We start from the raw sequence: 26,598 nt of genomic DNA, 5'->3' as shown, positions 1-26,598 counted from the left end.
ATGGCCATCCTCGCCTGCACCAAGTGCCACTGCTTCGAGAACGCGGAGCTCCTCAACGACCGGCTGGAGTGCATCGCCTGCGCCGGCGACGACTGGGCGCCGCTCGCCCGCTCCTCGCTCGCCAAGAGCTGCGCCGACCACCTCAAGCACCTCTACGCCGCCTACCGCCTGAAGGTGATCCGGCGCTGGGCTGGCCTCGACGACAACCAGATGCGTCTCCGCTCAGCCGCCTAGAGGCTGTTATGGACCTGGGGCGGGTCTGTGCTCAGATGAGCGGGGATGAGCGCTCCCCGCAAGCCGTATCCGTCCGACGTTTCCGATGAGGAGTGGGCGCTGGTTGCGCCCTACCTGACGCTGCTGCGTGAAGATGCCGGTCAGCGTGAGCATGCGTTGCGCGAGGTGTTCAACGGCCTGCGCTACGTGGTGCGAAGCGGCTGCCCGTGGCGGCTGATGCCGCATGATCTGCCGCCCTGGTTTGCCGTGTATCAGCAGGCCCAGCGTTGGCTGGCTGCCGGCTGTTTCGAGCAACTGGCCGAGGATCTGCGCGCGGTGCTGCGCACGGCGTCGGGTCGCGCGCCGGAGCCGACGGCGGCTGTGCTCGACAGCCGGACTTTGCGCTCCTCGCCCGAGAGCGGCGAGCGGGCCGGCTACGATGGGGCCAAGCGCAAGAAGGGCTCGAAGCTGCACATGGCGGTGGACACCCTCGGCCATCTCCTGGCGCTGCACGTCACGCCCGCCGATGCCGATGATCGCGCTCAGGTCGGCCGGCTGGCCAAGGCCGTGCAGGCGGCCACCGGCGAGAGCGTCGAGGTCGCCTTCGTCGATCAGGGCTACACGGGCGAGAAGCCGGCCACAGCCGCCCGCGAGCATGGCATCGCACTGGAGGTGGTGAAGCTGCCCGAGGCTAAGCGCGGCTTCGTGCTGCTCCCACGCCGTTGGGTCGTGGAGCGCTCCTTTGCCTGGGCCACCCGCTTCCGCAGGCTCGTCAAAGATTACGAGCGCTATGCCAGCACCCTGGCAGACCTGCACCTCGTCGCTTTCGTCTGCCTCATGCTCAGACAGGCCGCTCAAATGGCCACAGGTTCATAACAGCCTCTAGACGTTCCAGGCACACCCGTAAGTCATTGCGCTACAACTTAATTGTCAGTCAGCACTGACACGCAAGAGGAGACAGCCATGACGCCGAAGTCCGCTGCACACGACCGCACCGACGTCCTGCACATGATCGGGCTCCAGCGCGGCGACGCGCTGGGCGGCCTGAACGAGAGCCTCTATCTCGCTGCCCGCGCCGTGCTCTCGAACTGGGAGGGCGGCGACCTCGCCGCCGCCGTGCGCGAGCTCCAGACCGCGGTGAACGGGCTCGACGACCATTACCATGAGGTCGCCGCGGTGGACGCCGGCTGGGAGCGCCGGACCGGCGTCTGGATGCGCTTCGCGGTAGCGGGCGAGACCATCGACCCCGAGCTGCCCAATCACGAGATCTGGGTGTTCGCCGGCATGGTCTACGCCTACCGGGCCGAGCACGCGCTCGCCCAGGACGAGTTCCGCAACGCCAAGGCCGGCGCCCACTGATGGCGCGGACCATGACGCCCGGCACGGATGCCGACGTCCAGCGGATCGGCCACGCGATGTGGCTGCTCCGCGAAGCGCGCAAGGCCCTGAAGGCGGCCGGCGCCCGCACCAGCGCCAAGAAGGTCGCCCGCGCCCTCAAGTCCGCCGACGGCGCTCGCCGTCACGCCCGACACCGCGCGCTGCGCACCGAGCTGGGAGAGGTGTAATGAGGCTCGTGACCAAGGAAATCATGGCCGCCGCGGAGCTGGTCGACCCGGCCAAGCACGCGGGCGTGGTCGACGGCGCCTCGCTGATCGTGCGCAGCGGGCAGAGCTACGACTTCGCAGAGGTCGAGCGGGTGAAGGGCGGCTTGGCCTTCCGCGTCCCGGGCCACTCCACGCTGCTGATGCTCGACGAGGACGCCCTGGTCGGCATCGAGGTCCGGCTCGCCGACGGCGCGGAGGACGCGCACAAGATCCGCTCGCTCACCGACCTGCTCGCCTGGGCGGCGAAGGAGCGGAAGGCGTGAAGCTCCTCGTCTGCGTGAAGGTCCAGGACACCGGCGGCAGCGAACCGCTGGTCGAGACCCGCGTTGCCACCACGGACGGCGAGGCGTGCAAGGCGCTCGCCGACCTTGAGGGCTTCGAGATCGGGCCGGGCGACGGCTACTCCACGGATCCGTTCGAGCTGGCCGAGGAGCTGAGCCAGGACGATCGGCACTTCTACGTCGAGGCCCACGCGCTGGAGCAACCAGCGCCATCGTCAACCTCTGCGCAAGTCAGCCGCAAGTGATTTTTGTCTCGCTTCCTCGAAAATAGCGCTTGTCAGCGCTGACTTACCAGAATAGAGTTCAGAAAGTGATCGAGACGCACTGAGCGACGCGATCGGAGAGCTTCCCACATCGTCTGCGATACTGCTGTTGAGCGGGTCGTTACAGTGTTCGGAAGGGTGTGCTCTGCTCAAAGTGAGCAGTCAGCACTGACTTAGTCCAGCTTGAAAGGGTCAACTACGTGAAGTCCATGCTCAAGAAGCTCGTGCTCGGCGGTATCGCGCTCGCTGCGCTCGCCGGAGCCGCTGTGCCCGCCTCTGCCTCGTGGCAGGGCCCGGCCGGAAACGCCTGGTTCAACAACGACGTGCGGCCCCAGGGCTACAACTACGCGCCGTCGATCATCAACACGGGCGGCACGACCGACGTGTGGTGGTGCGGCCAGGGCGCCACGGACGTCATCTACCACCGCACCGCGACCGGCGCCGGTTTCGGCCCGATCCAGCAGGTGCTCTACTCGCGCCAGACCTGGAACCGGCAGTATACCTGCGATCCGTCGGTCATCCGCGGCAACTTCACCAACCCGCAGGACGGCCAGCACTACACCCACATCATGTATTACTCGGGTGCTGACAATCAGCCCGGGTGGAACAACCAGCTCGGCCTCGCCTACTCGAACGACGGCATCAACTGGGTCGACTGGCAGGGCGACTCCATCCTGAAGCCGATCGGCGACGCCTCGAACAACTACGGCCTGGGTCAGCCCTCGACCTTCAACGCCGACGGTCAGTCCAGCCTGTTCGTGTTCACCACCGACACCTCGGTGCCGGCCGATCCGAACTTCGCCCAGATCTTCGTGCGTCACACCCCGAACGGCGTGAACTTCGAGGCTCCGGTCCGTCTGCCGGCCCGCGCCACCGACGGCACGTCCATCGGCCCGAACTCGGACTTCGGCTACGACTACAACACCGGTGACGTCTACATGATGTCCTCGCTGCCCGGCCGGAACTGCAACGCCGAGCCGTGCAAGGACAAGGTCAACAACCCGGACCGCGAGACCTACCAGATGGGTCTCTACAAGATGCCGATCTCGCAGGTCCTCTCGGGCCAGCCGTTCCAGTGGACCCCGCTGGGCCAGCTCAACACCGACCAGACCGGCTTCTACCTGAACCACTCGCCGGGCTTCAACCGCGACCCGTCGGGCAACATCACGCCGTTCTTCCCGAACATCCAGATCTTCTTCGCCGGTGGCGATCCCTCGCCGACGACCTGGAAGCTGACGTTCTCGATCCTCAACAAGGACGACCCCTTCGCGCCGCTGGTCCGTTACTACAACGGCCAGGTCCACAAGGTGACGTCCGGCTACGCCGGCCCGGGCTTCAACGCTGAGTTCCAGCTCGGCCGCGGCCTGGTCGCTGCGACCGCTGCCACGCACAAGCTCTACTCCTGCTTCACCGGCGCCGACTACTTCCTGTCGACCGACGCCGGCTGTGAGGGTCAGCAGCACCTGGGCGTGACCGCGGAGGTGTTCAACAACCAGGAGGCCAACACCCACGCGATCTACCGCTGCTGGGCTGGCAACCACCACTTCGCGTCCAACGATCCGGGCTGCGAGGGCACCACGACCGAGGGCCCGCTGGGCTTCATCTACAACAACTGAGCAGTCAGCACTGACACGCTACGAGTTGGGGGCGGCCTTCGGGCCGCCCCTTTCTTTTTGCCCGCTCGCTCCCATCCGATGCCGCGCAAAAGCGCGAATGGCTCAGCTAGAAATTGAGCATCGAGAGAGCACAGAGAGCGACATGACCACCGACAAGTTCGTCCCCGCGATCGAGGAGCTGGGCAGCGCCCTCGGCGCCGGCGAGAAGCTGGAGACGGCCCTCGTGGAGATCGCCGACGATTACGGGCTCGCCCCGCAGGCGCTGCGCAACCGGGCCGAGCGCAGCCTGGGCGACCTCGCCGCCTACGCGGTGCAGCGGGCGGCCAGCGACAAGCATGAGCGCCAGTGGGCGATGGCCCGGCGCCACGTCATCGCCCGGGCCGCGGAGCGCGGCGAGACCATGAGCGTCGAGGACGCCGACGCGGAGATCCGGTTCTGGGGCATCGAGGGCGTGATGCGCCCGGCGCCCGAGGGCTTCACCCCGACCAAGGCCACCTGGGACGACGAGTGAGCACCATGCGCAAGATCGCCATCATCACCGCCCTGCTGCTGAGCACCACGGGTGCTCGGGCAGAAGGCGCCTGGGCCGTCGGCCGCGGAAACGATAGCTGCGCCACCTGGCTGTCATCGCCCGCAAACGAGATCGCCGGGGTGGACTACATTCTCGGGTTCTGGACGGGGCTCAACATCGCCGCGCCGACCGGCTTTCACGGGGTCGGCTCCACCACCGACAACGCGGGCATCGTCGGCGAGGTCAGACGCATCTGCCGCCTGTCGCCGTCCAGCTCTCTGATCGTGGCCAGCATGAGCGCCTATCGATTGATCCGCGAGCGCGAATTTCCGGGAACCAAATAGCCCGATCCAGTTCGCGGATGAGGATGCAACCGTAGCGTTTCCGGCCTCATTGACTTCGAGAGCCTCGCGTGAATGGTGAGGTAGATCAGCGCCAGGTGATCTGGCTTTCCCCAGGAGGGGTTGCGTATGGGTTTTCCGATTGGCGCCGGCCACGTCAGCTCCTTCAGGATCGAAGGGCCCCGGGGTCCCACCCCCGACCTCATTCGCCCCGGCGACCTCGGGGCGAACGGCGGCACCGGCCCGAGCCATGATGACCTGCTCATCGAGCGGCTTCGGAAAATGCCTCGTCTGCGCGCCAGCATCGCCAACGCCTACGCGGAGACCTTCCCGCGCGGCCGCTCCCTCGCCGATTTCCTGCACAAGCCCGAGCGGAAGACGGCCCAGGTCATCATGGTCTGGCGCATTCGCGGCGAGCGCAAGCTCCCGCACGACAAGGCCGAGACCGTGTTCGCGCTCGCCATGAACGACGAGGAAGCCTTCGGGCGGCTGCTGCACCTCTCCGGGCTCGACCCGCACGAGATCGAGGATCACGGGCTCACCTTCCGCAAGCTCCAGAGCCCCGTGAACCTGCTGGAGAAGCTCCAGGAGCTCACCGGCGACGAATACGGGATGGCGACCCAGGAGATGACCCTGCCCCTGCTACGGAGCGTCGTGCATCAGATCATGGTCGACCCTGAGACGGCCGATGACCTCTGACCCTGTCATCGTTCAGGCGCTCGCCATCATCGAGAAGCACCACGTCAAGCACGGGCAGCCGTCCGTGCTGGAGATGCAGGACGTGGAGGCGGCGATGGGCGCCCGGGTCAACGGCCACGTCCTGCCCGAGGAGCTGGCCCAGGACACCCTCGAGGAGCTCGGCTGGCACGTCGAGATGGTCGACGGCGAGATCTACCGCCTGGAGCGTGCCGCGGACCGTGCTTGACTTGAACGACCCGCCGTGAATGGTGAAGCGCTGCTGCTCGCCAATTCGGTCGACAGGAGCGCAAATGTCAGACCCTGATCCTCGCAAATTGCAATGGCGGCCGCTCGATAAGCCTCTGACTTGGTCAAACCTCTGCGATTTCGAGAATTTACCCCTTCTAATCAATCCGAAAGCGACGATCGACCTTTCGCTCGGAGCGACGAGTGGGGACGATCCGGTCTTTTCGGCTCCGTCGCTTGGTATGACTCTAGTGCTGGATGAGGTGCTCAAGGGCTTCTTTCAGCCCGAGCCGATCACCGTCGCCAAGCTGATCGCGGATGCCAAGGAGATTGGCTACACCGAGGTCTACGGCGTGTTTCGCTACCGCAATCACGCCGCGCCGGGACGGCATCCTGAGGTGATGGCGATCGTGCCTACGCTTGATGCGGCCGTGAAGAAGCTCCTCTTCATCGCTGGCTTCGATACTCAAGCGGATGTCGAGCTCCTCGGCCTGGACCAGTTCGACGCCAGCAACATCATGGAGCTGTGCGATCGGCTCACGGAGCTCACCGGCGATGACCACATCGTCTGTCCCTACGAGATGCCGATCGAGAACTGAGGGAGCGTAGCAAGGCCCAGGACGGCCGCGCTATGCAGAGGGCATGAAGCTCGCTCGCATAGCCCTCGCGGCCGCCCTGGGCCTGCCCTGCGCAGCCACGGCCACTCCTCGCACCGGACCGCTGGAGGCGGCCGGCCCGCACCGACTCGCCCACGACCAGCTCGCCTGCCAGTTCTGGCAGGACATCGACAACCTGACGGTCGCTCGACGCACCAAGGACCGGCTGACCACCGAGCGGATCTGGGCCCAGACCAACAACCCGGAGGCCCTCGAGCGCGGAAGGCTGTGCATGGTGCTGCGCAAGGGCACCACGGTAAGGGTCGTGAAGCGGCCCGTGGGCTATGAGTGCGTCCAGGTGCGGGGCCACCCGCTGCGCGACTGCCTCTACACCGAGAACGTCTCCGGGATCACCACGACGACCCATGAGCCAGTCTTCTCACCCTGGGATCCGTCTTACTACCGGCCCTGACGCTGGCCCGGCCGCGACCAGGCTCCGCGAGATGATGATGACGGGCAGCCCGGGCCTGACGGACTACGCGCTCCGTCGGGCTCTCACGGCTCTGGCACTGGAGAAGCCGCGCCGGCGTGCTACCAGTCCATACGCGATCCCGGCGCTGGTCCAGGGCCTGCCCAACGCAGAGGCCATCATAACCCGGGCTGTGAGGCTAAGATCGGCATGCTCCTGGTAGAGATGACTCCCGAGGAGATCCGGGACGTGTTCGAGAACCACGGCGACGACTTACGCCGCCTGGATCACGCCATCGAGGTCGCCCTGGACAAGCTGGAATGGATCGAGCGCAAGGGCGAGAAGGCCAAGAGCCCCTACGCCATATCGAAGCTGACGGCCGGCCTGTCCGAGGAGGAGAGGGGTCGGATCATCGACCACGCGATCCGCCTGACGAACGTGAGGGCGCAAAGGCGCGCGGCCGATGATGCGCTTCAGATGAGCGCTCGCGACATCCGCGACTTCCAGAAGATCCTGGATGAGGCTACGAGATCCACGGATGAGTTGAACAAAATGCTCGCCTCGCGCCGGGGCCTCCTGGGGCGGCTGCGGTGGCTCTTCTTTGGGAAATAGACCACGGTCCGCAGGGCTACAGGCCGGACATCTGAGGGACAAACCGTCCCCTAAACGTCCCCTCGGCGTCCAATACGACCAAGCGGGCTTTGTCCCCTCAATGTCCCCCTGGTGTCCCCTAGATGTCCCCCGCTTGTCCGACGATCGGCCGATTTTGCTCGATTTCGGACAAGTGGAGCGCAGCCCGGCAGGGACGCTGAAAATCGCTCACACAGCGTCGGGATAGAGAGAACGCACACAGTCAGCGCACGAGCACGCGACACTTCTCACCAGCGCGCACAAACGATCCCTGACACAGCTCTGGGCTATAGCATCGTGTATGCAGTGAGCACGCACAGAGTGCCCACTCCCAGAGCGAAAGTGACATCGGTCCAATCGAGAGGCGGTCTGTCGCGCATGTCGATCCTCCGGTTGCACGAAACCAACAAGCTCTCGAAGGAGTCGTTCCTGCTCGTTGCCTGACAGAGCCGCATAGGGGAGGGGAGAGCGCCTCTGTATGCATGAGGCCTAGAGAGACACATGCCTGAGAGAGAGCGCACGCAGCCAGGAAGCGCATAGAGAGCACGTCAGGAAATATCCACCGCGGCCGCGGCGACCCGATCTTCCCTCCCGCACCAAATCCGAAACCTTGATGCGTCACCGGGCGATCCGCGCCGGGAACCGAAATCAGGAACGGCCAGGGGTCCCTGCAGGCAGAGGTCCATGGCCGGCCATGCCACGTCTCGCATATCCAGGAACCGGCCTGTTCCTTCCCAAACCGCCAAACTTCATGGAAGCGCCAAATCCATGTTCGGCCATTCACGGGCGAACTTGCGCTGGAAATCGGCCATCAAACCGGTAGATACTCCGCATAATGCGCTGGATTTTCGCCACTGTGCCTTGACGCCCTCTCAGAACTGTTCCGATGGTTGCGTGCGCATCTAATGGAGCTGCAAGTGGACGAAAGTACATCACCTTCGGTATCCGGCCAGACCGATCCCGTCGAGCTCACCACCAGCATCATCGCCGCCTACGTCGCGAACAACTCCGTGCCGGTGTCTGAATTGCCGGCGCTGCTGTCCAGCGTTCACGCTGCCATCACCGGGTTGGGCGGCCCCGCCGCATCGGGCGGCCCTCAAGTGGAAAAGCCGACGCCCGTGCAGATCCGGAAATCGATCCGGCCGGAGGCGCTGATCAGCTTCATCGACGGCAAGCCGTACAAGACGCTGAAGCGCCACCTCACCGGCAACGGCATGAGCATGGAGGAGTACCGGGAGCGCTACGGCTTGCCGAGAGACTACCCCAGCACGGCCGCCAGCTACTCAGAGCAGCGCTCGGCTCTCGCGAAGGCCGCCGGCCTCGGCCAGCAGCGTCGGAATGCTGCCGCTAAGGCCGTCACTGCCGCTGAGACCGTCACGGATGCGCCGAAGGCTTCGGGACGGAAGAAGGCCGTCGAGCCGGCCAAGAAGCCGGCGCGGGCTCGCAAGCCGAAGAAGGCTACGACTGCTGACGCCGAGTGAGGCGGCTCGGGGCTCCCACGGCCCGTAGACGCTCCCGCGCCGTGAGCAGATCGGCGCGGGGCCGCAACGCCGACATCAATCCGGCGGACGGCCACGGGCTCATGTACGCCCTCCTCGGGAGCCTCACATCTCAAGCTCCTCCAGGCGCTGCTGTATGAACTCGGCAAGCTGCCGCGCCGTGTAGTGCCGGGCATCGACGTAACCGTCGTTCGGCAGCACGCCCTCAACGTCTCCCTCTCCGGTCTTGATGTACATGACGCGATCACCTTCGCGCCGGTTTATGATGTCCCGGATGGCGTGGAACTCGACGCCACACCAATCTTTCGCTTGATAGCTGCCGCTGATGAACACCACGATCAGCCTCGATCGCTCGCGATAGATGCCCTGCAGCAGGACATCCATTCCCGGGCGAGCCAAATGACCCGTGTAGTTACGGTCGTAGAAACAGCGATCGGGACCCAGGTCGTGCTCCAACTCGGCCGCGATCTGCTCGACGAGCTTTCTCTGCTCGCCCGGAAACGACAAGGCGACGTCGAACTGATGCGTTGAGATGTTGATCCGGGAACGCTGGGCCCAGTCGGGGAGTGGGACGCCTTTGCGGGCAAGCTCCCGCACCAGGTTGACCTCCTTCACGGCCCAGTGCGTCCGGTTCATCTCCAACTTGCCGATCTCGAGCTCGAACGCCAGGCTCGCTAGGTCATCGTGGACCAGGAACGGATTAACCGGCTCCAGGCGGTATTCGACCCGCACCTCGTTATGCCGCCGCGTCACGTCCACGATACGCCCGAACTGGGGCGGGAGCTCGTGCACGGCCTCATAGGCGAATATGCAGGGGAGCCGCTTGAGCGCGGCCACGGCTTGGCGGTCGAGGCTGCCGTATCTCTCCGTGATCTCCGGCGCGGTGTACTCCCGAACGCACCGGGACAGCTCGATATCGAAAGGCTCGCCGTGCCAAGCCTCGTCATCGCCTGAGACGAAAAGGTTGTACATCGACCTGAGCCCGCAACGCGCCTGGGGGCCTTTTACGCGCCTCTGATACGGTGGCAACAGCACCGCTCGTCAAGTCGGCCACTCTCTGTATCGTACTGCATCGATTGCATCGGACGGCGCCGCAAGTACATTGCCCGCCATACACTTCCATTATCATTATATTAGCGGAGCGTCTAGAACAATACTTGTCGTAACGAAGTGCAATGCTTCAACAGACAAGGATTTCGACAGATGGCCCGCAAGACCTCGAAGAAGATCACCGCCCAGCCCGTCCTGACCGCCGGCGATTTCGGCGCCCACGCCTCCGATCACACCGACCACATGCGCCGCGCGGACCGCGCCGCCTCACTCGCCCAGACCTTCGCCGCCGAGGGTCTCGAGGAGCTGGACACCGCGCTCGCGTCCCTTGAGGTGCAGCCCGAGCCGGCGCTGGAGCTGGCCCAGGAGCTGGAACTGGCCCAGGAGCTGGAGGAGCTGATCGAGGAGGCTCAGACCTCACTGAGCGCCGACGACCCCACCTTCCGCGAGCTGATGCTCTCCCACGACGAGATCGCGGTCCAGAACATGACCGCGGAGATCACCGCGGCGATCGACGCGCGCCTGGCCTTCGAGACCGAGAAACACGGCAGCCACCACAACATCCACAGGACGCTGGCCAAGGTGCGAAAGGCGCTGATGTGGAAAGACACGGCCCGGGTGATGCTCGCGGCGAACGTGGACCCGGGCTTCGTCAACCGCACGCTCCACGACGGCTTCCGCTACAACGTCTACGCGGTCGACAAGGTCGCGGACGCGGTGAAGGGCCTCGCGGACGGCGCCGTATCGAACGCCATCAACCGGGCCTGCATGGTCTCCCTCTTCCAGATGCGGAAGGTGGGCATCCCGTTCACCGGCGAGATCGCCAAGGCGTGCGCCTCCGACAAGGTCCACGTGGATCTGGCCATCCGCAAGCACCTCTTGCGGCACACGGTCAGCGCCTCGACCGCGCCGACCCAGGCGAGCAGCACCATGCAGGCGCTGAAGACTCTCGGGATCGTGCGTCGGGAAGGATCAGCCCGCAACCCAACCTTCCACCTTACCGACGCGCCCATCACCCGACAGCTCGAAATGGTGCTGCTCGCACAGGCCGCCTGAGAGCTGATCGAAGAGGGGAGGGGAGGGGCCGCCGAGGTCTCCTCTTCCTCTCCGGGCTCAAGCGCCGACGGCCCCAGGTGCGGCCAGCGAGAGCTCCGGCCGAGCGGCATCAAAAAACTTGCAAACCGCGATTTGCAAGATTATGTACGGCCGCGGGAGTGAGCGATGACAAACCCTCTGATCGGACTGCGCCTTCGGGCGATGCGCGAGGAACGAAAGGTCAACCAGAGCCGGGTCGCCGAGCTCTTGGGCCTTGCGGACCACCAGAGCGTCTCGAACATCGAGAACGGCGAGCGACGCGCCAAAGCCGAGGAGCTCGGCATCCTGATCGACCATTTCGGGCTCGATCCCGATTATTTCACCGACCCGTTCCGGCTGGTCGGCGAAGGTGAATTCAGCTGGCGTCAGACGGCGTGCTCGCAGGAGGCCCTCAAGGCCTACCAAGCCTCGGCCGGCCGCTGGTTGGCGGCTTATCGCTCGCTCTGTGACGCGGACGACCGGCTCGGTCCGGCCGAGAGGCGCAGCCTGCGCCTGTGGGAGAACTCAACCTACGAGCAGGCGCAGGCGGAAGGCGAGCGCATCGTCCGAGACTACAAGATGGGCGATATCCCCGCGCTCGCGCTCCCGCGGGTCATGGAGAACGATTTCGGCATCTTGGTGCTGATGGTCGACATGGACGAGCGGATCTCCGGTGCGGCCTGCCGGCTTCCGGAGCTGGACGCCGTCCTGGTCAATCGACGTGAGAACAAGGGCCGCCGGAATTTCGATCTCGCCCACGAGTTCTTCCACATCCTGACCTGGGACACGATGCCCCCGAAACCGGTCGAGACGGTAGTCGAGAAAGGTGGAAACCGCGTCGAGCAGCTCGCCAACGCGTTTGCTCGAGCCCTGCTGATGCCGCATCGTCTCCTCAAGCGTTTCGGCCAGTGGCGCGGGCTTGGCGATGCGGAGCGCGCCGCCCGCATGCGTGAGGCCGCTGACTACTTCCACGTCTCGGTCCCGGCGCTGTTCTGGCGGCTGGTCTCCCTGGGCCTGTTGAGCGCTGAGGCGAAACGCGGAGAGGTTGCACCGGCAACGACCAAAGCCGCCGATCCGCTGCCGCCCTTGTTCTCGAGGACTTTCGCGAACACGATCGCCAACGCGATCGAGGGAGGCCGATTGTCCGTCGGCAAGACGGTTAAGATCCTCGGCCAGTCTCGGGAACAGCTGCGGGAGATTTTCGCATCGCACGGGGTGCCGGTCCCGGTGACTGTCTGAGCGGAGCCGGCAAGCTATGGCCTCCGCCCGACAGACAGTCCTGGTCGACAACTGCGCCATCTCTGCCTGCGCGGATGCTGGAGGCTGGAAGGCGCTCGTCCACCGCTACCAGGTCGAGACCGTCGAGGAGGTCGCCAGCGAGGCCGGCACCGGCTACCAGCACCGTGAGATTATCGATCCCGCCGAGTTCCGCGCCGAGGTGACGATCCATCCCGTCACGAGAGACGAGCGCCTTGAGCGTCAGGCCGAGCACGCCGGCCTCGGCGTCCTCGATGACGGCGAGCGCGATCTGTGGATCCACGCCCTGGGCCGAGCCGACGGATGGATCCTGTGCGGTCCGGACGCGGCCAGCATGCGCTTCGGGGTGCGGGCCGGTCTCTCGCATCGGCTCATCTCCCTCGAGGAGCTCCTGGAGAAGATCGGACATTCGACCAAGGGCTTGCAGCCGCATCACACCAAGCGGTGGCTGCGGGACAAGATCTCGGCGTACACGGTCGAGCTTGTATCCGATCAGACAAAGGCCGCCGACGCCGCGAAGGGGAACGCCACCCCGAAGCGCGGCAAAGCCTCGGGCGGCAGACGCTAGCCCAGCGACGGTGCGATCGCGGCATGGCACGCGAAGACGGACCGGCAAGCGGCCGCATGGGCTTATTAGCGAAAGAGCCCATTCGCGCGAGCACGCATGCGCGAATGATAGCCGCAATCTCATTGGCTCCTGGAGCTCACATCAACGATCCCAGCAGAGGGGCTGGAGCCACCCTCCTGATGACTTTGGGATGAGCGGTCGGCGGGACAGCCCGGCCATCGCATTCTGTAGGACCAGGGACAGCCCGCTGAGCGTGCAGAGGCGAGAGCCTAGTGTCGGCACCGACATCAGGTTTCGCAGCCATGAGCCGGCTCTGGCACGCGTGGGGCGAACGGCACGTGACGGGCTCGAAGTGGCAGGGTTCGAACGACCCGACCTCCACCATGCGGCCCATGCGGGTGGGTGACACGAATGCCGGACCGGCTCCGGGTGGACACGGCGAGAGGGCCGATTTCAGGAACGGCCACGTCCTTGTCCAGGATGTGGTCGCCATGGCGGCATACGGGGAGGCGAGGGTGTCCGAGGAAGGGGTTGGATAGACTGGGAAAATGGAAGTCCTAGGGCAGGGATGTGGGGCGGAAGCCCATGCCTTCAGTTTGTATGCGTCCGCAGGAACCATCCTTGGGTGATGGGGTGGATGCACGCCACGGCATCGACGTGCTGGAGCGACAGTGTTGAGGACAGGATCACCCGCCTCGTGGATCAGCCTATACCATCCCCGTCACTGCGGCCGTTCCACGCAAAGTGCGGCAGAACTACAGAACTGGCCAATCTTCAGAGGCTTAGTCGCAAGGACGAGGCCCCTCCCATCCCAGACCAGGAGATTCACCCGGTCGGCGCACTCCGAGTGAAAAACGTGGACCGTGCCGGGGAACGGATCCGCACCCATCGCGTCACGCACCAGAGCCGCGGGCACGTCCATGCTGCGGAAGCGGTGGCCGGGAGGCCAGTATGCTGGGAGCTGTCGACGCCGGGTGAATGATGGACGAAGGCGCCGACTGAAAAATCCCCAGTTCTGCGCGCGTCCGCAGGGTCGGAGGCGCTGATCTGGGCAGCCGGGCGTCGTCACCTCGCCGATGATCGAACCTCGTGAGCGCACGAGGAGTGTCGGCGGTGATCCAGCTCGGAGAACTCGTCATGATCCTGGACCTGCACCGCCAGGGCCTGTCCGTCACGGCCATCGCTCGCCAGCTCAGCCTCGACCGCAAGACGGTACGTCGGTACATCGCCCGCGGCCTCGAACCCCCGGCCTACACACCACGCCCGCCCCGCGAACGTCGCCTCGACCCCTTCACCGCCTACCTGCGCGAGCGCGTCGCCGCCTATCCCGCACTGACCGGCTCGCGTCTCTGGCGCGAGCTCAAGGAGCGCGGCTACGCGGGCGGCTACACCGCTGTCACCGACTACCTGCGCGGGATACGCCCGGCGGTGCCCGCGCCGTTCGAGGTCCGCTTCGAGACCCCGCCCGGCCAGCAGGCCCAGGCCGACTTCGCCCGCTTCGTCGTCTCGTTTGCGGACGAGCCGGGCGTGACGCGCATCGTCTGGCTGTTCTCGATGGTGCTGGGCCACTCCCGCCACGTCTGGGCGCGCTTCGTCCTGCACCAGGATCTGCAGACGGTCCTGCGCTGCCACATCGCCGCCTTTACGGCCCTGGGCGGCGTGCCGCTGGAGATCCTCTACGACCGCATGAAGACCGCGGTGACCGGCGAGAGCGAGGACGGCAACATCGTCTACAACCGCTCGCTCGTGGCGCTGGCCGCCCACTATGGCTTCCTGCCGCGCGCCTGCCGGCCCTACCGGGCGAAGACCAAAGGAAAGGTGGAGCGGCCGTTCCGCTACGTGCGCGAGGACTTCTTCCTCGCCCGTAGCTTCCGCAATCTCGAGGACCTGAACGTCCAGCTTGGCGATTGGCTCGCCACCGTCGCCAACGTGCGCCTGCACGGCACGACGCTGCGCATCGTCTCGGAAGCCTTCGCCGAAGAGCGGCCCAGCCTGCAGCCGCTGCCGGTCGTGCCGTTCCGGGCCGTGCTGCGTCTGGAGCGGCGCGTCACCCACGATGGCCTCGTGAGCGTCGGCGGCAACCTCTACAGCGTGCCCGACCGGACACGGCGTGTCGTCGAGGTCCACCAGTTCGCCGACGAGATCCAGATCTTCGACGCAGGCCGTTTGGTGGCGGCGCACACCGTCGTCGAGGGGCGTCGGCAGATCCTGGTCGCGCCCGGGCATCGCCGCCGGCCGGAACTGACGCGCCGCACCGCAGCGGGACGCGACGGCCCCATCGTGATCGGCCGCACCGGCGAGCACGTCGCGCGGCGCTCGTTGGAGGTCTACGCCGCCGTCGGCCGCCGCTTGGCCGAGGGAGGCCGGCCATGACGGGGCGGCTGGATCCTGCCGCGACGCTGGAGAGCATCCGGCGCAACCTCGTCGGGCTCAAGATGGCTCGGGCATTGGAGGTGCTCGACCAGACCCTGCGCCAGATCGAGCAGGGTCAGATCGGCGCGGTCGAGGCCATCGACGTGCTCCTGACCGAGGAACTGACGCTGCGCCAGACGCGGCGGGTGAAGATGGCGCTGATGACGGCGCGGATCACGACGGTGAAGACGTTGGCCAGCTTCGACTTCGCCTTCCAACCCTCGCTGGACCGCAACCGCGTCCTGGCGCTGGCAGGCCTGGACTTCATCGACCGGCGCGAGGCCGTCCACCTGCTCGGTCCACCCGGCACGGGCAAGAGCCACCTCGCTGTGGCCTTGGGCGTGGAGGCGATCAAGGCAGGGCGCGGGGTCTACTTTGCGACGCTGGCCGACATCATCGCTTCCCTGGCCAAGGCGGAGCGAGAGGGTACGTTGCGCGAGCGCATCCGCTTCCTCGCGGCCTTCGCCCTCCTGATCGTGGACGAGATCGGCTATCTGCCGGTGGTACCGGGTGGGGGCAACCTGTTCTTCCAACTTGTCAACGCGCGCTACGAGCGGGGCGCGATGATTCTGACCTCGAACCGCGGCTTTGCGGAATGGGGCGAGGTGTTCGGCGATCCGGTCGTGGCCACCGCGCTCCTCGACCGCCTGCTGCATCACGCGGTCGTCGTACAGATCGAGGGGGCAAGCTATCGGCTGCGCCAGCACGCCGACCTGGTGCCCGAGCACGTGCGCTCGAAGGCGACGATCACGCCGCCGCCGGCCCCCAAGCGCCGCGGTCGTCCGCCAATGCGTCACGAGCCCGACCCCAATGCGGCCTGACCCACGGGAGTGGGGACTTTTGCTTCGGCGGATCTGAGGACGATGCACTCGGCGTTGACAAGTTTTTGGTGTCGTCGTTCTGAGAGATGACGTCGAGCGCCCAGCGCAGGCGTTCGCCTTGATAGTCGAGCGACAGAGCGCCGAGCCCGGTCTGCCAGTTGCCATCGTTGATCGAGGCTTCCCCGGTGCGACCCAGGCCGTTGAAGCGAATACCCCACTCCTTGTTCTGTCCACCGCGGGTACTGGCATCGACGTGAACGCCAAAATTGCCGGGACTGATGTACTGTGGCGTCACTTGGAGAAGCGGGACATCAAGAGCGCGCTTGGTTACAATGTTGATACTGCCGCCGACACTGCCGCCAGGCGGAATGCCATACATGAACGCGCCTGGCCCCTTCAGCACCTCAATCCGCTCGATGTATTGAGCGGCCACGCGATTTGACGAGATCAATCCGTAGAGGCCGTTCAGGCCAACGTCCTGGGCGGGGACCGGAAAACCGCGGATCTGGAACGTGTCGTCGAACCCGTTGCTGCCTGTGGTAAGACGGACGGACGAGTCATTGACCAGCGTATCGGCGGCGGTTCGCGCCTGCTGATCCTGGATCACCTGCTGCGTGAAGTTGACTGTGCTGAAGGGCGTGTTCAGCGCATCTCTCGTGCCGAGGACACCCAAGGATCCGCCGCGCGCGAACTGTCCACCGGCATAGGGTGCTGGCAGGTCTTTCTGAAGTCCGACTGTCCGCCGTCAGCGGCCGTGAGACAGAGTGAGGCCCTTCACGAACGGAGGATGACTGGTTCATCGTAGCCCCCAAGGAGCGAAGATGAAGCAGACATCCGGGCCGGCACGGAAGCCGGCAGAGGCGGTGATCAAGGACATCCGCCGCGCCACCCGCCGCCAGTTCTCGGCCGAGGAGAAGATCCGCATCGTGCTGGAGGGCCTGCGCGGCGAGGACAGCATCGCAGAGCTGTGCCGACGCGAAGGCATTGCCACCTCGATGTACTACGGCTGGTCCAAGGAGTTCCTGGAAGCGGGCAAGAAGCGGCTGGCCGGCGACACGGCCCGCGCCGCCACCTCGGACGAGGTCAAGGACCTGCGCCGTGAGGCTCGTGCCCTCAAGGAGGTCGTGGCCGATCTCACCCTGGAAAACCGCCTGCTCAAAAAAAGTATGAGCGGAGCTGGGGAAGACGAGGCATGAGGTACTCGGCTTCTGAGAAGCTGGAGATCATCCGGCTGGTCGAGCAGTCCTCTCTGCCGGTGCGCGCCACCCTGGAGAAACTCGGCATCCCGCGCGCCACATTCTACCGCTGGTACGACGCCTACCAGCAAGGGGGACCCGAGGCCCTGGCCGACCGACCCTCTCGGCCCAGCCGGGTCTGGAACCGCCTGCCCACGGCGATCCGCGAGCAGATCGTCGCCCTCGCGCTCGAGCAGCCGGAGCTCAGCCCACGCGAGCTGGCCGTGCGCTTCACCGACGAGCAGCGCTCCTTCGTCTCGGAAGCCACGGTCTACCGCCTGCTCAAGGCGCACGACCTGATCACCAGCCCAGCCTACATCGTTGTCAAGGCAGCCGACGAGTTCCGTGACAAGACCACGGCCTCCAACCAGCTCTGGCAGACCGACTTCACCTACCTGAAGGTGGTCGGCTGGGGCTGGTACTATCTGTCGACGGTGCTCGACGACTTCTCCCGCTTCATCGTGGCCTGGAAGCTGTGCGCCACGATGCAGGCCAGCGACGTCACTGCCACGCTCGACCTGGCGCTCAGCGCCGCCGGGCTCGATCAGGTGCAGGTGGTGCACCGGCCGCGGCTGCTGACCGACAACGGATCGAGCTACGTCGCGGGTGACCTGGCCGACTGGCTCGGCAGCCGCGGCATGACCCACATCCGCGGTGCTCCCCGCCATCCCCAAACTCAGGGCAAGATCGAGCGCTGGCACCAGACGCTGAAGAACCGCATCCTGCTCGAACACGCCTATCTGCCCGGCGAGTTGGAGGCGCGGGTCGGGGCGTTCGTGGAGCACTACAACCACGTCCGAGCTCATGAGAGCCTGAACAATCTCACGCCGGCCGACGTCTACTTCGGCCGGGGCGAGGCCATCCTGCGCGAGCGGGAGCGGATCAAGCGCCAGACTCTCACCGACCGCCGCTTGCGCCACCACGCGCAGGCTGCCTAACTTCTCAACCCAGGTGGACCAGTGCCTCCGTTCCTGAGGCCCGCAGCCTGTCTCAAATCATCTGACGACGGACAGTCACGACGATATTGACCGAGGCTGCATGACGGCGGCACACTGTAGCGTCGACGCCATACACTTCCGCCAGCATCGCAGAAGTCACCGCTTGGTCGGGAGGCCCATCGACCGAGACAGCTCCGTTGTGGATGATGATCATGCGATCTGCCCAGATCGCCGCGAGGCCAAGATCGTGCAGCACGGTCACTACGATCAGGCCATCCATTGCGAGGCTGCGCAGAACCGTCAGGACTTCGTGCTGGTGGCGCAAGTCAAGCGCACTCAGCGGTTCGTCGAGTAGGAGCAGCTGCGGCTGCCGGACCAAGGCCTGTGCCAGGCTCGTCAACTGGCGCTGGCCGCCTGAGAGTTGACCTATCTGGGTTCCGCCGAGGGATGTAAGACCGAGGCGATCGAGCACCGCCGCTGCACGATCGGGTGCCGCGTCTCCGGACAGCGGCCGGCGGCCGGCGCGGGCAGCGTGGATGACGGCCTCGATCACGGTGAAAGCCAAGTCCTGAGGCAGCGCCTGAGGCATGAAGGCTACGTTGGCTGCCCGTCGCCCGGCCGGTGCGCCAACCAACTCATGCCCGTCGAGCTGGATTGATCCAGTAGCCGGCACGAGCCCGGCCAATGCGCGCAGGAACGTTGACTTGCCCGCGCCGTTCGGCCCAGCCACGACTGTAAGTTGGCCCCGCTTGATCACCGGGATCGTTAGACTGTGCAGCACCTCACGCCGGCCATAGCCTACGCGGAGGCTCGATACGGCAAGTCCCGACATGCCATCAGCAGTCATGACGTCCCTGACGGGCGATCAGGATCAGGAAGAATGGCACACCAATCAAGGCCGTGACGATCCCCACCGGCAGCACAACGCCGGGGATGGTGAGTTTGCTGGCGGTCGAGGCAAAGGACAGGAGCAGCGCGCCGGTGCACAGACTCATCGGCAGCAGGAAACGGTGGTCTTCTCCGGTCAGGAGCCGAGCGAGATGAGGACCAACTAAGCCCACGAAGCCGATCGTCCCGACGAACGCTACCCCCGCAGCCGTCAGGAGGCTGATCCGTAGCATGGCCGCCAGACGCAGCCGCCCCACGTCGATGCCGAAGGTACGCGCGCGCTCCGCGCCGAAGCGGAGAGCGGTCAGGTCCGACGCTGATCGCAGCGATAGACCGGTTGCTACCGCCAGGATCGCCGTCAGGATGACGATCTGCGACCAGGTGGTGCGAGCGAGATTTCCCATTGTCCAGAACACCAACTGCTGCAGCGCCTGCTCAGTGGCCGCGAATTGCAGCAGAGCGACCAGCGCATTGAAGGTGAAGAACAGCGCGATGCCGAACAGCAGTACGCCGTCGCGTCCACCCCGCAGCCGCGACAAGGCCTGCAGAAGCAGGGCCGTACCGAACGCAAATGCAAAGGCGTAGGCGGGCACGATCCAGGCCGTTGGCAGGAATGGCACGGTCGTGCCCAGTACAATGCATAGGGCTGCACCGAAGGTCGCGGCGGAGGCGAGACCCAAAGTGAACGGGCTCGCCAACGGATTGTCGAGCACCGTCTGCATCTCCGTACCGGCAAGCGACAGCGCGGCCCCGACGAGGAGCGCCGTCACCGCCGGGGGCAATCGGATCTCCCGAACGATCGCCGCCTCCGCGGGCGTTACGCCTGCTGGATCGAAGAGCGCGCGCAGCACCTTGTCTGGCGATAGCAAGGATGGACCGGTCGCGACATCGAGCAGGAACGCGAGCCCGACGCCGAGAATGGCGAGGGCCAACCATGCTGCCCGCTGCCGCAGCGTCCGCCCATACTCCGAAGCAAGGTCTCGGCCTTCGTGGGGCGAACCGCTCGCCCCATTGAGGAGCCTGGTCATCGCAGTGCCACCCAGTATGCACCATCCATCGGCACCGCGAGAAAACGGGCGTTGATCTCGGCGAGCGTTCTAGCCGGGTCGACGTCCTCCATGAGCTCAGGGTGTAGCCATTTCGCCATGACCTCGACGGCGAGGACATTCAGTGGCGACGTACTGAACCCGTGCCAGAGCCCATAAGCTCGGCCAGCCTTTACGGCGGAAAGGGGCGCGAGGCCCGGGGCGCGTAGAATTGCTTCGAGGGCGGTATGTGCCGCGGCCCGATCGACCCCATCGCCGAGTACGAGCCCCCCTTTATCGGCGAGGTGCGCTCCGCCGGTGGCGACGTAGATCGTCGGATCGAGGCTCAGCAACGCTTCCGGGCTGATCTGGCCTGTCGCCCCTGGCAAGAGGGGCGCTGCCGCGTTCCGCCCCCCTGCAGCGAGAATGTCGTCGTTGAAGGTCCCCTGGCCCGGAGAGAAGCAGCACGCCATCGCGCCGGCATGTGTGTGTAGGAAGAGCACAGGTGCATCCCGTGCCCCTCGCAGCCGGACGGCCACTGCTGCGAGATGCGCCGCGACGAAGGCGTTGAACTCGTCGGCTTCGCGCTCCCGGCCGAGAAGCCGGCCCAGTGCACGCATGGCCGGCGCCGTGTCGCGCAAAGGGTGCTCATGGAAGTCGATCACGGCGGCGGCGATTCCCGCCGCACCGAGGGCGCGCAGTAGGGGCGTGGAACCATCGGCGTCGGGAGATCCGGCTTGGGTGCGGCCGAGGATGACGAGGTCGGGGCCAAGCGCGATCGCACGCTCGGCCGGGAAACCGCCGGGGCCCGTCTCCATCACCGGCAGTTCCGCCAGTCGCGGATATGCCCGCTCGTAGGCTCTCCAGACATCGGGGCTCTGTCGTCTAAGATCCTGCCCAATGCCGACGATCCGGGTGGCCACATCCTTGTCGATCAAAGCCAGGGCGGGCAGGTCGCGGCCGGCAGCCAGGAGAATGCGACGGGCAGGGGCCGCCAAGGCGACGCTGCGCCCGAGGCTGTCGATCGCATTCACTGGTTCCGCCGATGCAGCGCCGGTGAGCGCAGCCAGAAGCAGGCCGGCCCGAACGAGCTGGTGCGCCAATGCATTCATCGCGAGGTGTTCGACCTATTGAGGAGGAAGGGCAGCGCACGGCTGATCGCAGCCGGTACGACTGAAACGTGGTTCTCGCCTGGGAAGACGTGGAATCGCACGATCGGCCCGGCATCGCCACGCGCGCCCAGGCGTTCGGCCATGGTCCGAGCATTGTCGATCATGGCGCGGTCGGGCATCCGGCATGGTGCCTGCCCCCCCGCTCCGTCCAACGCGCGGCTGTCCGGCTGTTCCAACGCCCCCGCCATGATCACCACGGACGCTGACGACGGGATCCGTGCAGTCTCGGCCGTACGAAGCATCGAACCACCGTCGAACCACAACGAGGGGCTGGCAGCGGCGTAAGCCGCAAAGGCGTCCGGTCGGGTCATAAGCGCATGGAGCACGAACAGGCCTCCGAACGAGTGGCCAAACACGACTCGACGCGGTAGGTGAAGACCGAATCGAGCATCGATCATCGGCCCGAGTTCTTCCACGATGAACGCAAGGAACGCGTCGCCGCCGCCGATGGAGGCATCGTCTTCGCTCGAAGCGCGCGCACCACGAGAGGGGGTCAGGTCGTACCGGCGCCGCTCAACGTCGACGACGGTATCGGTCGGATAGCCGATGCCAACAGTGATGGCCGGACCGACGCCGGTGACGTCCGGCCGCCTGTTCTGCATGCGCAGGCTGTCGACGAGGGTGCCGAACCAAGCGTTGCCGTCGAGGAGATAGACGACGTCCCACCCTTCCGATGGTGGCTCCCCCTCGGGCCAGGCCAAAAAGATGCGGTAGGCGAGCCCGGCACGTGAGCAGATATTCCAGCTTTCGGTGTTCGGGACGCGCACCGGGGCTGGAAAATGGGCTGCGGGTCGTGTCAGCACGCGATCACCAGCGGTAGGAGATGGTAGCCAGCACCGTGCGGCTCGATCCGTAAAAGCACTGGTTCGCCGATGCACAGGCCGAGACGTAGTGCTTGTCGAAGAGGTTCGTGGCGTTCACGGCGGCGGTCAGCCCCCGCAATGCGGGGTTCGCTGCACCGAAGTCGTAATGGAACTGTGCATCGGCCAGCAGGTAGCCAGGCACCCTGTAGGCGGCGGAGTTGACTGCATCCCCGAAGGAAGAGCCGATGTAGCGCAGGCCGCCGCCGAAGCCGAACCCGCGCAGGGCTCCGGTTTGGATCGTGTAGTCGCCCCAGCCCGCGATGGTCTGGTCGGGTACGCCGATCGGTCGCTTGCCCTGCACCGCGATCCCGCTCGTCACCACGGTGCTGCGGGTGACCTTGACGTCGGCATAGCCATAAGAGGCGATCAGGGCGAGCCCGGGCAGGGGGGAGGCCTTGGCGCTGAACTCGACACCCTTCGAATTGACCGCGCCGGTTTGGACCTGACAGACCGTGCTGCTGCACCCGGTCAGGGTCGTGTTGGTGCTGGTGTGGACGTTGTCCGTGGTCAGGACGTTGAACTGGGTCAGGTCGAAGGCTGCGACCTGGACGAGGGCGTCAACGCCCGGAGGTTGGTACTTGACGCCGGCCTCGTACTGCTCGCCTGTGGTCGGCTTGAACGCCGTCCCGCCATAGCCCGTACCCGCTTGCGGTTCGAAGGAGGTTGCGTAGTCGGCGAACGGAGCGATGCCGTTCTCGAACTGGTAGAGCAGACCGACACGACCTGTGGTCGCTTGGCTGTCGGTCCGAGCGATCGTCGATTTGGCAGTGGCCAGCGTCGTGGTTTCCGCCCAGTTCCGAGCCCAGTCATGGCGGACGCCCGCCTGCAGGTGCCAGTTCTCGAATTGGATCTGATCCTCGGCGTACAGGCCGAGCTGGCTGTTGTCTTGACGCTGCTCCGTCGTCAGCCCTGGAACGGTGAATGCCCCGTAGGCGGACGTCAGGTAGTTGACGTAACTCGTCGTGCCTGTGCCGTACCTCGCCGTCGGCCCGGTCCACAGGTAGCCGAGACCGGTCAGCACGGTATGCTTGAGCGGTCCCGTCCAGAAATGTGCTTCGGCTTCGTTGTCGAGTGCGATGGAATCGAGGCTCTCGATGTAGTGCTGCGGCGTACGCGCAAGACACAAGTTTGTTCGACCACCGCATAGGGACCCCGCTGCGAACGCGCTGCCGCTCGCCGGGACCGAGAACGCCTTGAAGTCGGTATCGAGGTGAAAGTATCGAAAGTTCTGACGGACGGCGAACGTGTCGTCAAATACGTGCTCGAACTGGTAGCTGAAGGCGGACTGCTCGCGGTTGAAGCTGTTGTAGAGCGGGTTGCCGCTCTGGAAGGTGTAGGGAATCTGCCCGTTCGGATTGCGCAGAAGCGTGCCGAGAGCCGGCATCCAGTTAGACTGGAAACTGTTGGGATCGCGCTGATGCAGTCCCTGTATGGATAGGGTTGTGGAGGCGTCGGGGCGCCACGTCAGCATCGGTGCAATCATCGCACGCTGGTCGGCACTGTCCTTGACGGCGTTATCGGTGTCGCGGCCGAGACCGATCAGCCGGTAAAGCAGATGTCCTTCCGGATCGACCGGCCCACTCAGATCGAAGCCGCCCTCGACATGGCCGTAGCTGCCGAGGCGGGTGAAGACCTCGTTGTAGGGCATGCTGAGCGGCCGCTTGCTCACGAGGTTGATCAGGCCGCCGGGGTTCGATTGGCCATAGAGAACGGAGGCCGGTCCGTGGATGACATCGATGCGCTCGAGCAGGTAGGGCTCGACGGACGGGATCGCGTAGGAGACGCCCTTGGGCAGGCGAAGATTATCGAGGAACTGCACGTAGTTGGCATTGCCGCCGAATCCACCGAAGCCGCGTACAAAGACACTGTCAGACCGGTTGCCGCCCCGCGTCTCGGCGGCAAGGCCGGGCTCGTAGCGAAGGGCTTGGTTGACGGTGACGGATGCCTGCGTCTCGATCTGCGCCCGGGGCACCACCGTGATGAACTGAGGGGTCTGACCGATCGGCGTGGCTGTCTTGGTACCCGTCGACGTGACGGTGGGCGCGTAGCCTACGGAAGCTCCCGTCGTGGATAGGCCGCTGCCTTCTACGGACAGCGCATCGAGTTGTATCTCGGCTGATTGTACCAACGGATGGGACGCCGGCGCAGCGTGCGTGGCGCTCACCTGCAGGGATACAAGCGCGCCGCCGACGAGGAACAGCGGCGACCGAGCCTCGCGGCAGGACGTGGGGAACTTCGACACGTCGTTTGATCCCGAACAGCCATCCTGGGATGAGCGAAGGTTTTCGAACTCCCAGGCGCCCCAGTCATACCGACGGAGATCTAAGCGGAGCAATTTCTGCGACTTTCGAGATTACGCCTATGTCTTTCGATCCTATTTGGAACAATTACGATCTACCATCATCGGAGATTGCGTGGAGACAGTCCGAACCGATTGCGGAACAGTGTCGATAGATAGGCCGGCGTATAGCCGACGCGGTAGGCAGTCTCGGCGACGCCGGCTTTCCCGCTTGCGAGAGTGTCGTAGGCGACCTGAAGCCGATACTCCTGCAGAAATTCGGGAATGCCCGTCCCGAACAGGCACCGGAAAGCGGCGGCCAGTGCCTTGGCGTTCAATCCGACTAGCGCAGCCAGTTGCGGCACGCTCAATGGCTCGGCGTATCGCCGCACTAGGATATCGCGAGCGGTCGTCACGCGATCGATGACGTCGGCGGACAGGCCGCCATTGACCTCTGCAGGGCCGAGGGCCGGCATGCACCGTTCGAGCGCATAGGCGACGAGTTCCAAAGCCTTTCCAAGTAAAAACAAGCTTCGTGCAGCACCGTAGATCGGGCAGACCATGATCTGTGAGGCCAAGGAGCGGACAACGTGGTCAGCGTCCGTTGTGATGAAGGCAGGACCGTAAATCGCTCCCGGCGTTGCTGCCCTCGCGAGCAGCGTCGCGAACGGAACCCCCACGTGGGTTTCCACGACTTCTCTCGACAGATGAACCAAGGCGTATCTAAACGTTTGTTGTCGGACGAATGTCTGCTCGCGCCGATGCTCCGAGGCGTTCAGGATCAAGCTCACGGAAGGCGCTTCGATTTGGATGGGGGAGCGGTCATCGATCTGGCAGGACATGCGTCCCTCGAGGGTAACCGCAGCAGTCAGCCCCTGTTTGAAGGGTGTCAGAACACGCTTCTCTGCATCGAATTCATTTTCACCAGTAGATACGATTATTCCGCCATCAAGAAGTTTTGCAAACCGCTTCGGTAGCAGAATATTATGGTTCACGTCGGACATTAGTATAGATCTAAGGCGCCGGTAAGCCCTGCGAAGGGCGGGGACATTTTCAATTATAACGATTAAACACAACGATTTTCTGCGCATCGTCCTTGAAATCTTACGCCTCTTGACTGGGATGAGCCAGCCCCATTGATAGCGCCGCGCCACATATCGCACCGCAATATTCGTCGCTCAAGGGTCGACTTAGACCTGCAAAATTTCTGCGTATTCAAGCTTATTCATTATTGAAAATTGCGGCATTATCGGCAGTTGCTTGGGTGATTGTTGTCTATAATATTTTCAATACGTGCAATATACCCGCATAACAGCGCCTTCCTTGCTTTCTTCATGGCATCCAGCAGTTCTGTATATATAGGTACTTATGAAAAATTGCTCTTATATCGTCACCGCTATTGAGAATCCATCCTGATCATCTAGGTCTGTCTAAATGCATGCCCCTGAGATGTGGCTCAACCGATCAAGCTGAGGCGCACGGACTACTTCGTCCGGGCTTGAAGCATACGCTTATACGGTGTCAGCCCCTCTTGAACCGCACCGCGTTTTGACTGGACAGGCGGCATATCTCACAAAGGCATCGGCGTTGGCCCATGGGTAAAGCTCTCTCATCCGATCCGACCGCGCCGCCAATGCGCGGCGACATCCTGACCGGCGTTCAGCGTCGCCGGCGCTGGTCCACCACCGAGAAGATCCGCCTTGTCGAGGAGCCAGCAGCCCGGCTCGTCCGTATCATCCGTTGCCCGCCGCTACGGCACCGCGCCAAGCCCGCTGTTCTCGTGGAAGCCTCACATGCTGGAGGGCGGCCAAAAAGCCGTGCGCGCCGATGAGGACGTCGTCGGCACCAGCCGCGTGTCGGAGCTGGAACGGCGCGCGTTCGCCATCTAGCAGATATAGCGCTGCCCGCGAAACGCCGCGCCGTTACCACCGATAATTACACTTATCGTTGATAACAGCGCCCGTAAGGGCTAGAAGGCGGCATGGGCATCAGAACGAGGTTGACATCCGCGTCCGTCGCAAGCGGTCAAGCGCCGCCGCCGGTCCCGCTCGACATGCTCGCCGAGCGACT

At 64.9% G+C, this 26,598-nt stretch carries 29 protein-coding genes and 2 pseudogenes; 22 read left to right on the top strand and 9 right to left on the bottom strand.

Going from position 1 to position 26,598, the window contains the following annotated elements; translation table 11 throughout:
• From J3A75_RS33070 to J3A75_RS33000, 15 genes are all read left to right on the top strand, one after another.
• Nucleotides 1-234 carry a hypothetical protein gene (locus tag J3A75_RS33070; protein WP_209651107.1) on the top strand — a complete coding sequence of 78 codons (234 nt, stop codon included), beginning with the start codon at nucleotides 1-3 and terminating at the stop codon, nucleotides 232-234.
• A 45-nt stretch (nucleotides 235-279) separates the two neighbouring features.
• Nucleotides 280-1,089, top strand: a complete 810-nt coding sequence (locus J3A75_RS33065) for an IS5 family transposase (RefSeq protein WP_209650163.1) — start codon at nucleotides 280-282, stop codon at nucleotides 1,087-1,089.
• Between the two features lie 87 nt (nucleotides 1,090-1,176).
• Nucleotides 1,177-1,572 (top strand): hypothetical protein, encoded by a 396-nt coding sequence (locus tag J3A75_RS33060; protein ID WP_209651106.1) that lies wholly within the window; start codon nucleotides 1,177-1,179, stop codon nucleotides 1,570-1,572.
• Complete coding sequence (locus J3A75_RS33055; protein WP_209651105.1) at nucleotides 1,572-1,778, top strand: hypothetical protein; 207 nt, start codon at nucleotides 1,572-1,574, stop codon at nucleotides 1,776-1,778. The genes J3A75_RS33060 and J3A75_RS33055 overlap by 1 nt, the downstream gene beginning before the upstream one ends.
• Entirely contained in the window at nucleotides 1,778-2,080 is a 303-nt protein-coding gene (locus J3A75_RS33050) for a hypothetical protein (RefSeq protein WP_209651104.1), read from the top strand. Before J3A75_RS33055 ends, J3A75_RS33050 begins: the two co-directional genes overlap by 1 nt.
• Nucleotides 2,077-2,343 carry a hypothetical protein gene (locus tag J3A75_RS33045; RefSeq protein WP_209651103.1) on the top strand — a complete coding sequence of 89 codons (267 nt, stop codon included), beginning with the start codon at nucleotides 2,077-2,079 and terminating at the stop codon, nucleotides 2,341-2,343. Before J3A75_RS33050 ends, J3A75_RS33045 begins: the two co-directional genes overlap by 4 nt.
• 227 nt (nucleotides 2,344-2,570) lie before the next feature.
• Complete coding sequence (locus J3A75_RS33040) at nucleotides 2,571-3,977, top strand: hypothetical protein (protein WP_209651102.1); 1,407 nt, start codon at nucleotides 2,571-2,573, stop codon at nucleotides 3,975-3,977.
• A 142-nt stretch (nucleotides 3,978-4,119) separates the two neighbouring features.
• A complete protein-coding gene (locus J3A75_RS33035; protein WP_209651101.1) occupies nucleotides 4,120-4,488 on the top strand; it encodes a hypothetical protein in 369 nt (122 codons plus the stop codon).
• 5 nt (nucleotides 4,489-4,493) lie between these two features.
• Nucleotides 4,494-4,832, top strand: coding sequence for a hypothetical protein (locus J3A75_RS33030; protein ID WP_209651100.1), 339 nt, complete (start codon nucleotides 4,494-4,496; stop codon nucleotides 4,830-4,832).
• 279 nt (nucleotides 4,833-5,111) lie between these two features.
• Nucleotides 5,112-5,528: a hypothetical protein gene (locus J3A75_RS33025; RefSeq protein ID WP_209651099.1), complete on the top strand. Its 417-nt coding sequence runs from the start codon at nucleotides 5,112-5,114 to the stop codon at nucleotides 5,526-5,528.
• Nucleotides 5,518-5,754 (top strand): hypothetical protein, encoded by a 237-nt coding sequence (locus J3A75_RS33020; protein WP_209651098.1) that lies wholly within the window; start codon nucleotides 5,518-5,520, stop codon nucleotides 5,752-5,754. Before J3A75_RS33025 ends, J3A75_RS33020 begins: the two co-directional genes overlap by 11 nt.
• Before the next feature lie 64 nt (nucleotides 5,755-5,818).
• Nucleotides 5,819-6,352 carry a hypothetical protein gene (locus J3A75_RS33015; RefSeq protein ID WP_209651097.1) on the top strand — a complete coding sequence of 178 codons (534 nt, stop codon included), beginning with the start codon at nucleotides 5,819-5,821 and terminating at the stop codon, nucleotides 6,350-6,352.
• A gap of 43 nt (nucleotides 6,353-6,395) precedes the next feature.
• A complete protein-coding gene (locus J3A75_RS33010) occupies nucleotides 6,396-6,821 on the top strand; it encodes a hypothetical protein (RefSeq protein WP_209651096.1) in 426 nt (141 codons plus the stop codon).
• Between the two features lie 207 nt (nucleotides 6,822-7,028).
• Nucleotides 7,029-7,430, top strand: a complete 402-nt coding sequence (locus J3A75_RS33005; RefSeq protein ID WP_209651095.1) for a hypothetical protein — start codon at nucleotides 7,029-7,031, stop codon at nucleotides 7,428-7,430.
• Nucleotides 7,431-8,365: 935 nt separating this feature from the next.
• On the top strand, nucleotides 8,366-8,929 hold the full coding sequence (locus J3A75_RS33000) for a MucR family transcriptional regulator (RefSeq protein ID WP_312892940.1): 564 nt from the start codon (nucleotides 8,366-8,368) through the stop codon (nucleotides 8,927-8,929).
• Between the two features lie 123 nt (nucleotides 8,930-9,052).
• Here the strand turns inward: J3A75_RS33000 and J3A75_RS32995 are convergent, their stop codons facing one another.
• On the bottom strand, nucleotides 9,053-9,919 hold the full coding sequence (locus J3A75_RS32995) for a TIR domain-containing protein (protein WP_209651093.1): 867 nt from the start codon (nucleotides 9,917-9,919) through the stop codon (nucleotides 9,053-9,055).
• Nucleotides 9,920-10,150: 231 nt separating this feature from the next.
• Here J3A75_RS32995 and J3A75_RS32990 point away from each other — a divergent pair, with 231 nt between their 5' ends.
• From J3A75_RS32990 to J3A75_RS32980, 3 genes are all read left to right on the top strand, one after another.
• Nucleotides 10,151-11,053 (top strand): hypothetical protein, encoded by a 903-nt coding sequence (locus J3A75_RS32990; RefSeq protein WP_209651092.1) that lies wholly within the window; start codon nucleotides 10,151-10,153, stop codon nucleotides 11,051-11,053.
• A gap of 165 nt (nucleotides 11,054-11,218) precedes the next feature.
• The gene (locus J3A75_RS32985; protein ID WP_209651091.1) at nucleotides 11,219-12,310 is read left to right on the top strand and encodes an ImmA/IrrE family metallo-endopeptidase; all 1,092 of its coding nucleotides are present in this window, start codon (nucleotides 11,219-11,221) and stop codon (nucleotides 12,308-12,310) included.
• A 16-nt stretch (nucleotides 12,311-12,326) separates the two neighbouring features.
• On the top strand, nucleotides 12,327-12,896 hold the full coding sequence (locus J3A75_RS32980) for a hypothetical protein (RefSeq protein ID WP_209651090.1): 570 nt from the start codon (nucleotides 12,327-12,329) through the stop codon (nucleotides 12,894-12,896).
• Nucleotides 12,897-13,617: 721 nt separating this feature from the next.
• Here the strand turns inward: J3A75_RS32980 and tnpB are convergent.
• Entirely contained in the window at nucleotides 13,618-13,818 is a 201-nt protein-coding gene (gene tnpB / locus J3A75_RS37445) for an IS66 family insertion sequence element accessory protein TnpB (protein WP_209651089.1), read from the bottom strand.
• A gap of 191 nt (nucleotides 13,819-14,009) precedes the next feature.
• Here tnpB and istA point away from each other — a divergent pair, with 191 nt between their 5' ends.
• Together istA and istB are read left to right on the top strand one after the other, a co-directional pair.
• Nucleotides 14,010-15,269 carry an IS21 family transposase gene (gene istA, locus J3A75_RS32970; RefSeq protein WP_209651004.1) on the top strand — a complete coding sequence of 420 codons (1,260 nt, stop codon included), beginning with the start codon at nucleotides 14,010-14,012 and terminating at the stop codon, nucleotides 15,267-15,269.
• The gene (gene istB, locus J3A75_RS32965) at nucleotides 15,266-16,129 is read left to right on the top strand and encodes an IS21-like element helper ATPase IstB (RefSeq protein WP_209651005.1); all 864 of its coding nucleotides are present in this window, start codon (nucleotides 15,266-15,268) and stop codon (nucleotides 16,127-16,129) included. The genes istA and istB overlap by 4 nt, the downstream gene beginning before the upstream one ends.
• On the opposite strand, the pseudogene J3A75_RS32960 reads toward istB, so the two are convergent.
• A pseudogene (locus tag J3A75_RS32960) lies at nucleotides 16,116-16,871 on the bottom strand (TonB-dependent receptor plug domain-containing protein); the annotation flags it as partial. The gene istB and the pseudogene J3A75_RS32960 sit on opposite strands and share 14 nt — an antisense overlap.
• A gap of 79 nt (nucleotides 16,872-16,950) precedes the next feature.
• Between J3A75_RS32960 and J3A75_RS32955 the strand changes: the two are divergent.
• Nucleotides 16,951-18,302, top strand: a protein-coding gene (locus tag J3A75_RS32955; protein WP_085987083.1) for an IS3 family transposase whose coding sequence is annotated in 2 segments (ribosomal slippage) — nucleotides 16,951-17,287 and nucleotides 17,287-18,302 — 1,353 coding nt in all. Because the reading frame shifts where the segments join, the coding sequence is not laid out codon by codon here.
• 52 nt (nucleotides 18,303-18,354) lie between these two features.
• Here the strand turns inward: J3A75_RS32955 and J3A75_RS32950 are convergent.
• The 6 genes from J3A75_RS32950 to J3A75_RS32925 all read right to left on the bottom strand — a co-directional run bounded on the left by J3A75_RS32950 (nucleotide 18,355) and on the right by J3A75_RS32925 (nucleotide 25,532).
• On the bottom strand, nucleotides 18,355-19,149 hold the full coding sequence (locus J3A75_RS32950; RefSeq protein ID WP_209651088.1) for an ABC transporter ATP-binding protein: 795 nt from the start codon (nucleotides 19,147-19,149) through the stop codon (nucleotides 18,355-18,357).
• Entirely contained in the window at nucleotides 19,139-20,218 is a 1,080-nt protein-coding gene (locus tag J3A75_RS32945) for an iron ABC transporter permease (protein ID WP_209651087.1), read from the bottom strand. The genes J3A75_RS32950 and J3A75_RS32945 overlap by 11 nt, the downstream gene beginning before the upstream one ends.
• Nucleotides 20,215-21,327, bottom strand: coding sequence for an ABC transporter substrate-binding protein (locus J3A75_RS32940; protein ID WP_209651086.1), 1,113 nt, complete (start codon nucleotides 21,325-21,327; stop codon nucleotides 20,215-20,217). The genes J3A75_RS32945 and J3A75_RS32940 overlap by 4 nt, the downstream gene beginning before the upstream one ends.
• Nucleotides 21,324-22,190 carry an alpha/beta hydrolase gene (locus J3A75_RS32935; RefSeq protein ID WP_209651085.1) on the bottom strand — a complete coding sequence of 289 codons (867 nt, stop codon included), beginning with the start codon at nucleotides 22,188-22,190 and terminating at the stop codon, nucleotides 21,324-21,326. Before J3A75_RS32935 ends, J3A75_RS32940 begins: the two co-directional genes overlap by 4 nt.
• Before the next feature lie 4 nt (nucleotides 22,191-22,194).
• Nucleotides 22,195-24,492: a TonB-dependent siderophore receptor gene (locus J3A75_RS32930; RefSeq protein WP_209651084.1), complete on the bottom strand. Its 2,298-nt coding sequence runs from the start codon at nucleotides 24,490-24,492 to the stop codon at nucleotides 22,195-22,197.
• Nucleotides 24,493-24,650: 158 nt separating this feature from the next.
• Nucleotides 24,651-25,532, bottom strand: coding sequence for an AraC family transcriptional regulator (locus tag J3A75_RS32925; RefSeq protein WP_209651083.1), 882 nt, complete (start codon nucleotides 25,530-25,532; stop codon nucleotides 24,651-24,653).
• A gap of 590 nt (nucleotides 25,533-26,122) precedes the next feature.
• On the opposite strand from J3A75_RS32925, the pseudogene J3A75_RS32920 reads away from it, so the two are divergent.
• Nucleotides 26,123-26,402, top strand: a pseudogene (locus J3A75_RS32920) (transposase); the annotation flags it as partial.
• Nucleotides 26,403-26,598 lie beyond the last annotated feature (196 nt).

The sequence above is a fragment of the Methylobacterium sp. PvP105 genome, assembly GCF_017876975.1.
Taxonomy (GTDB): Bacteria; Pseudomonadota; Alphaproteobacteria; order Rhizobiales; family Beijerinckiaceae; genus Methylobacterium; species Methylobacterium radiotolerans.
Note: the sequence above shows the minus strand (reverse complement) of the source record. Positions and strands in the feature narration are given on the sequence as shown.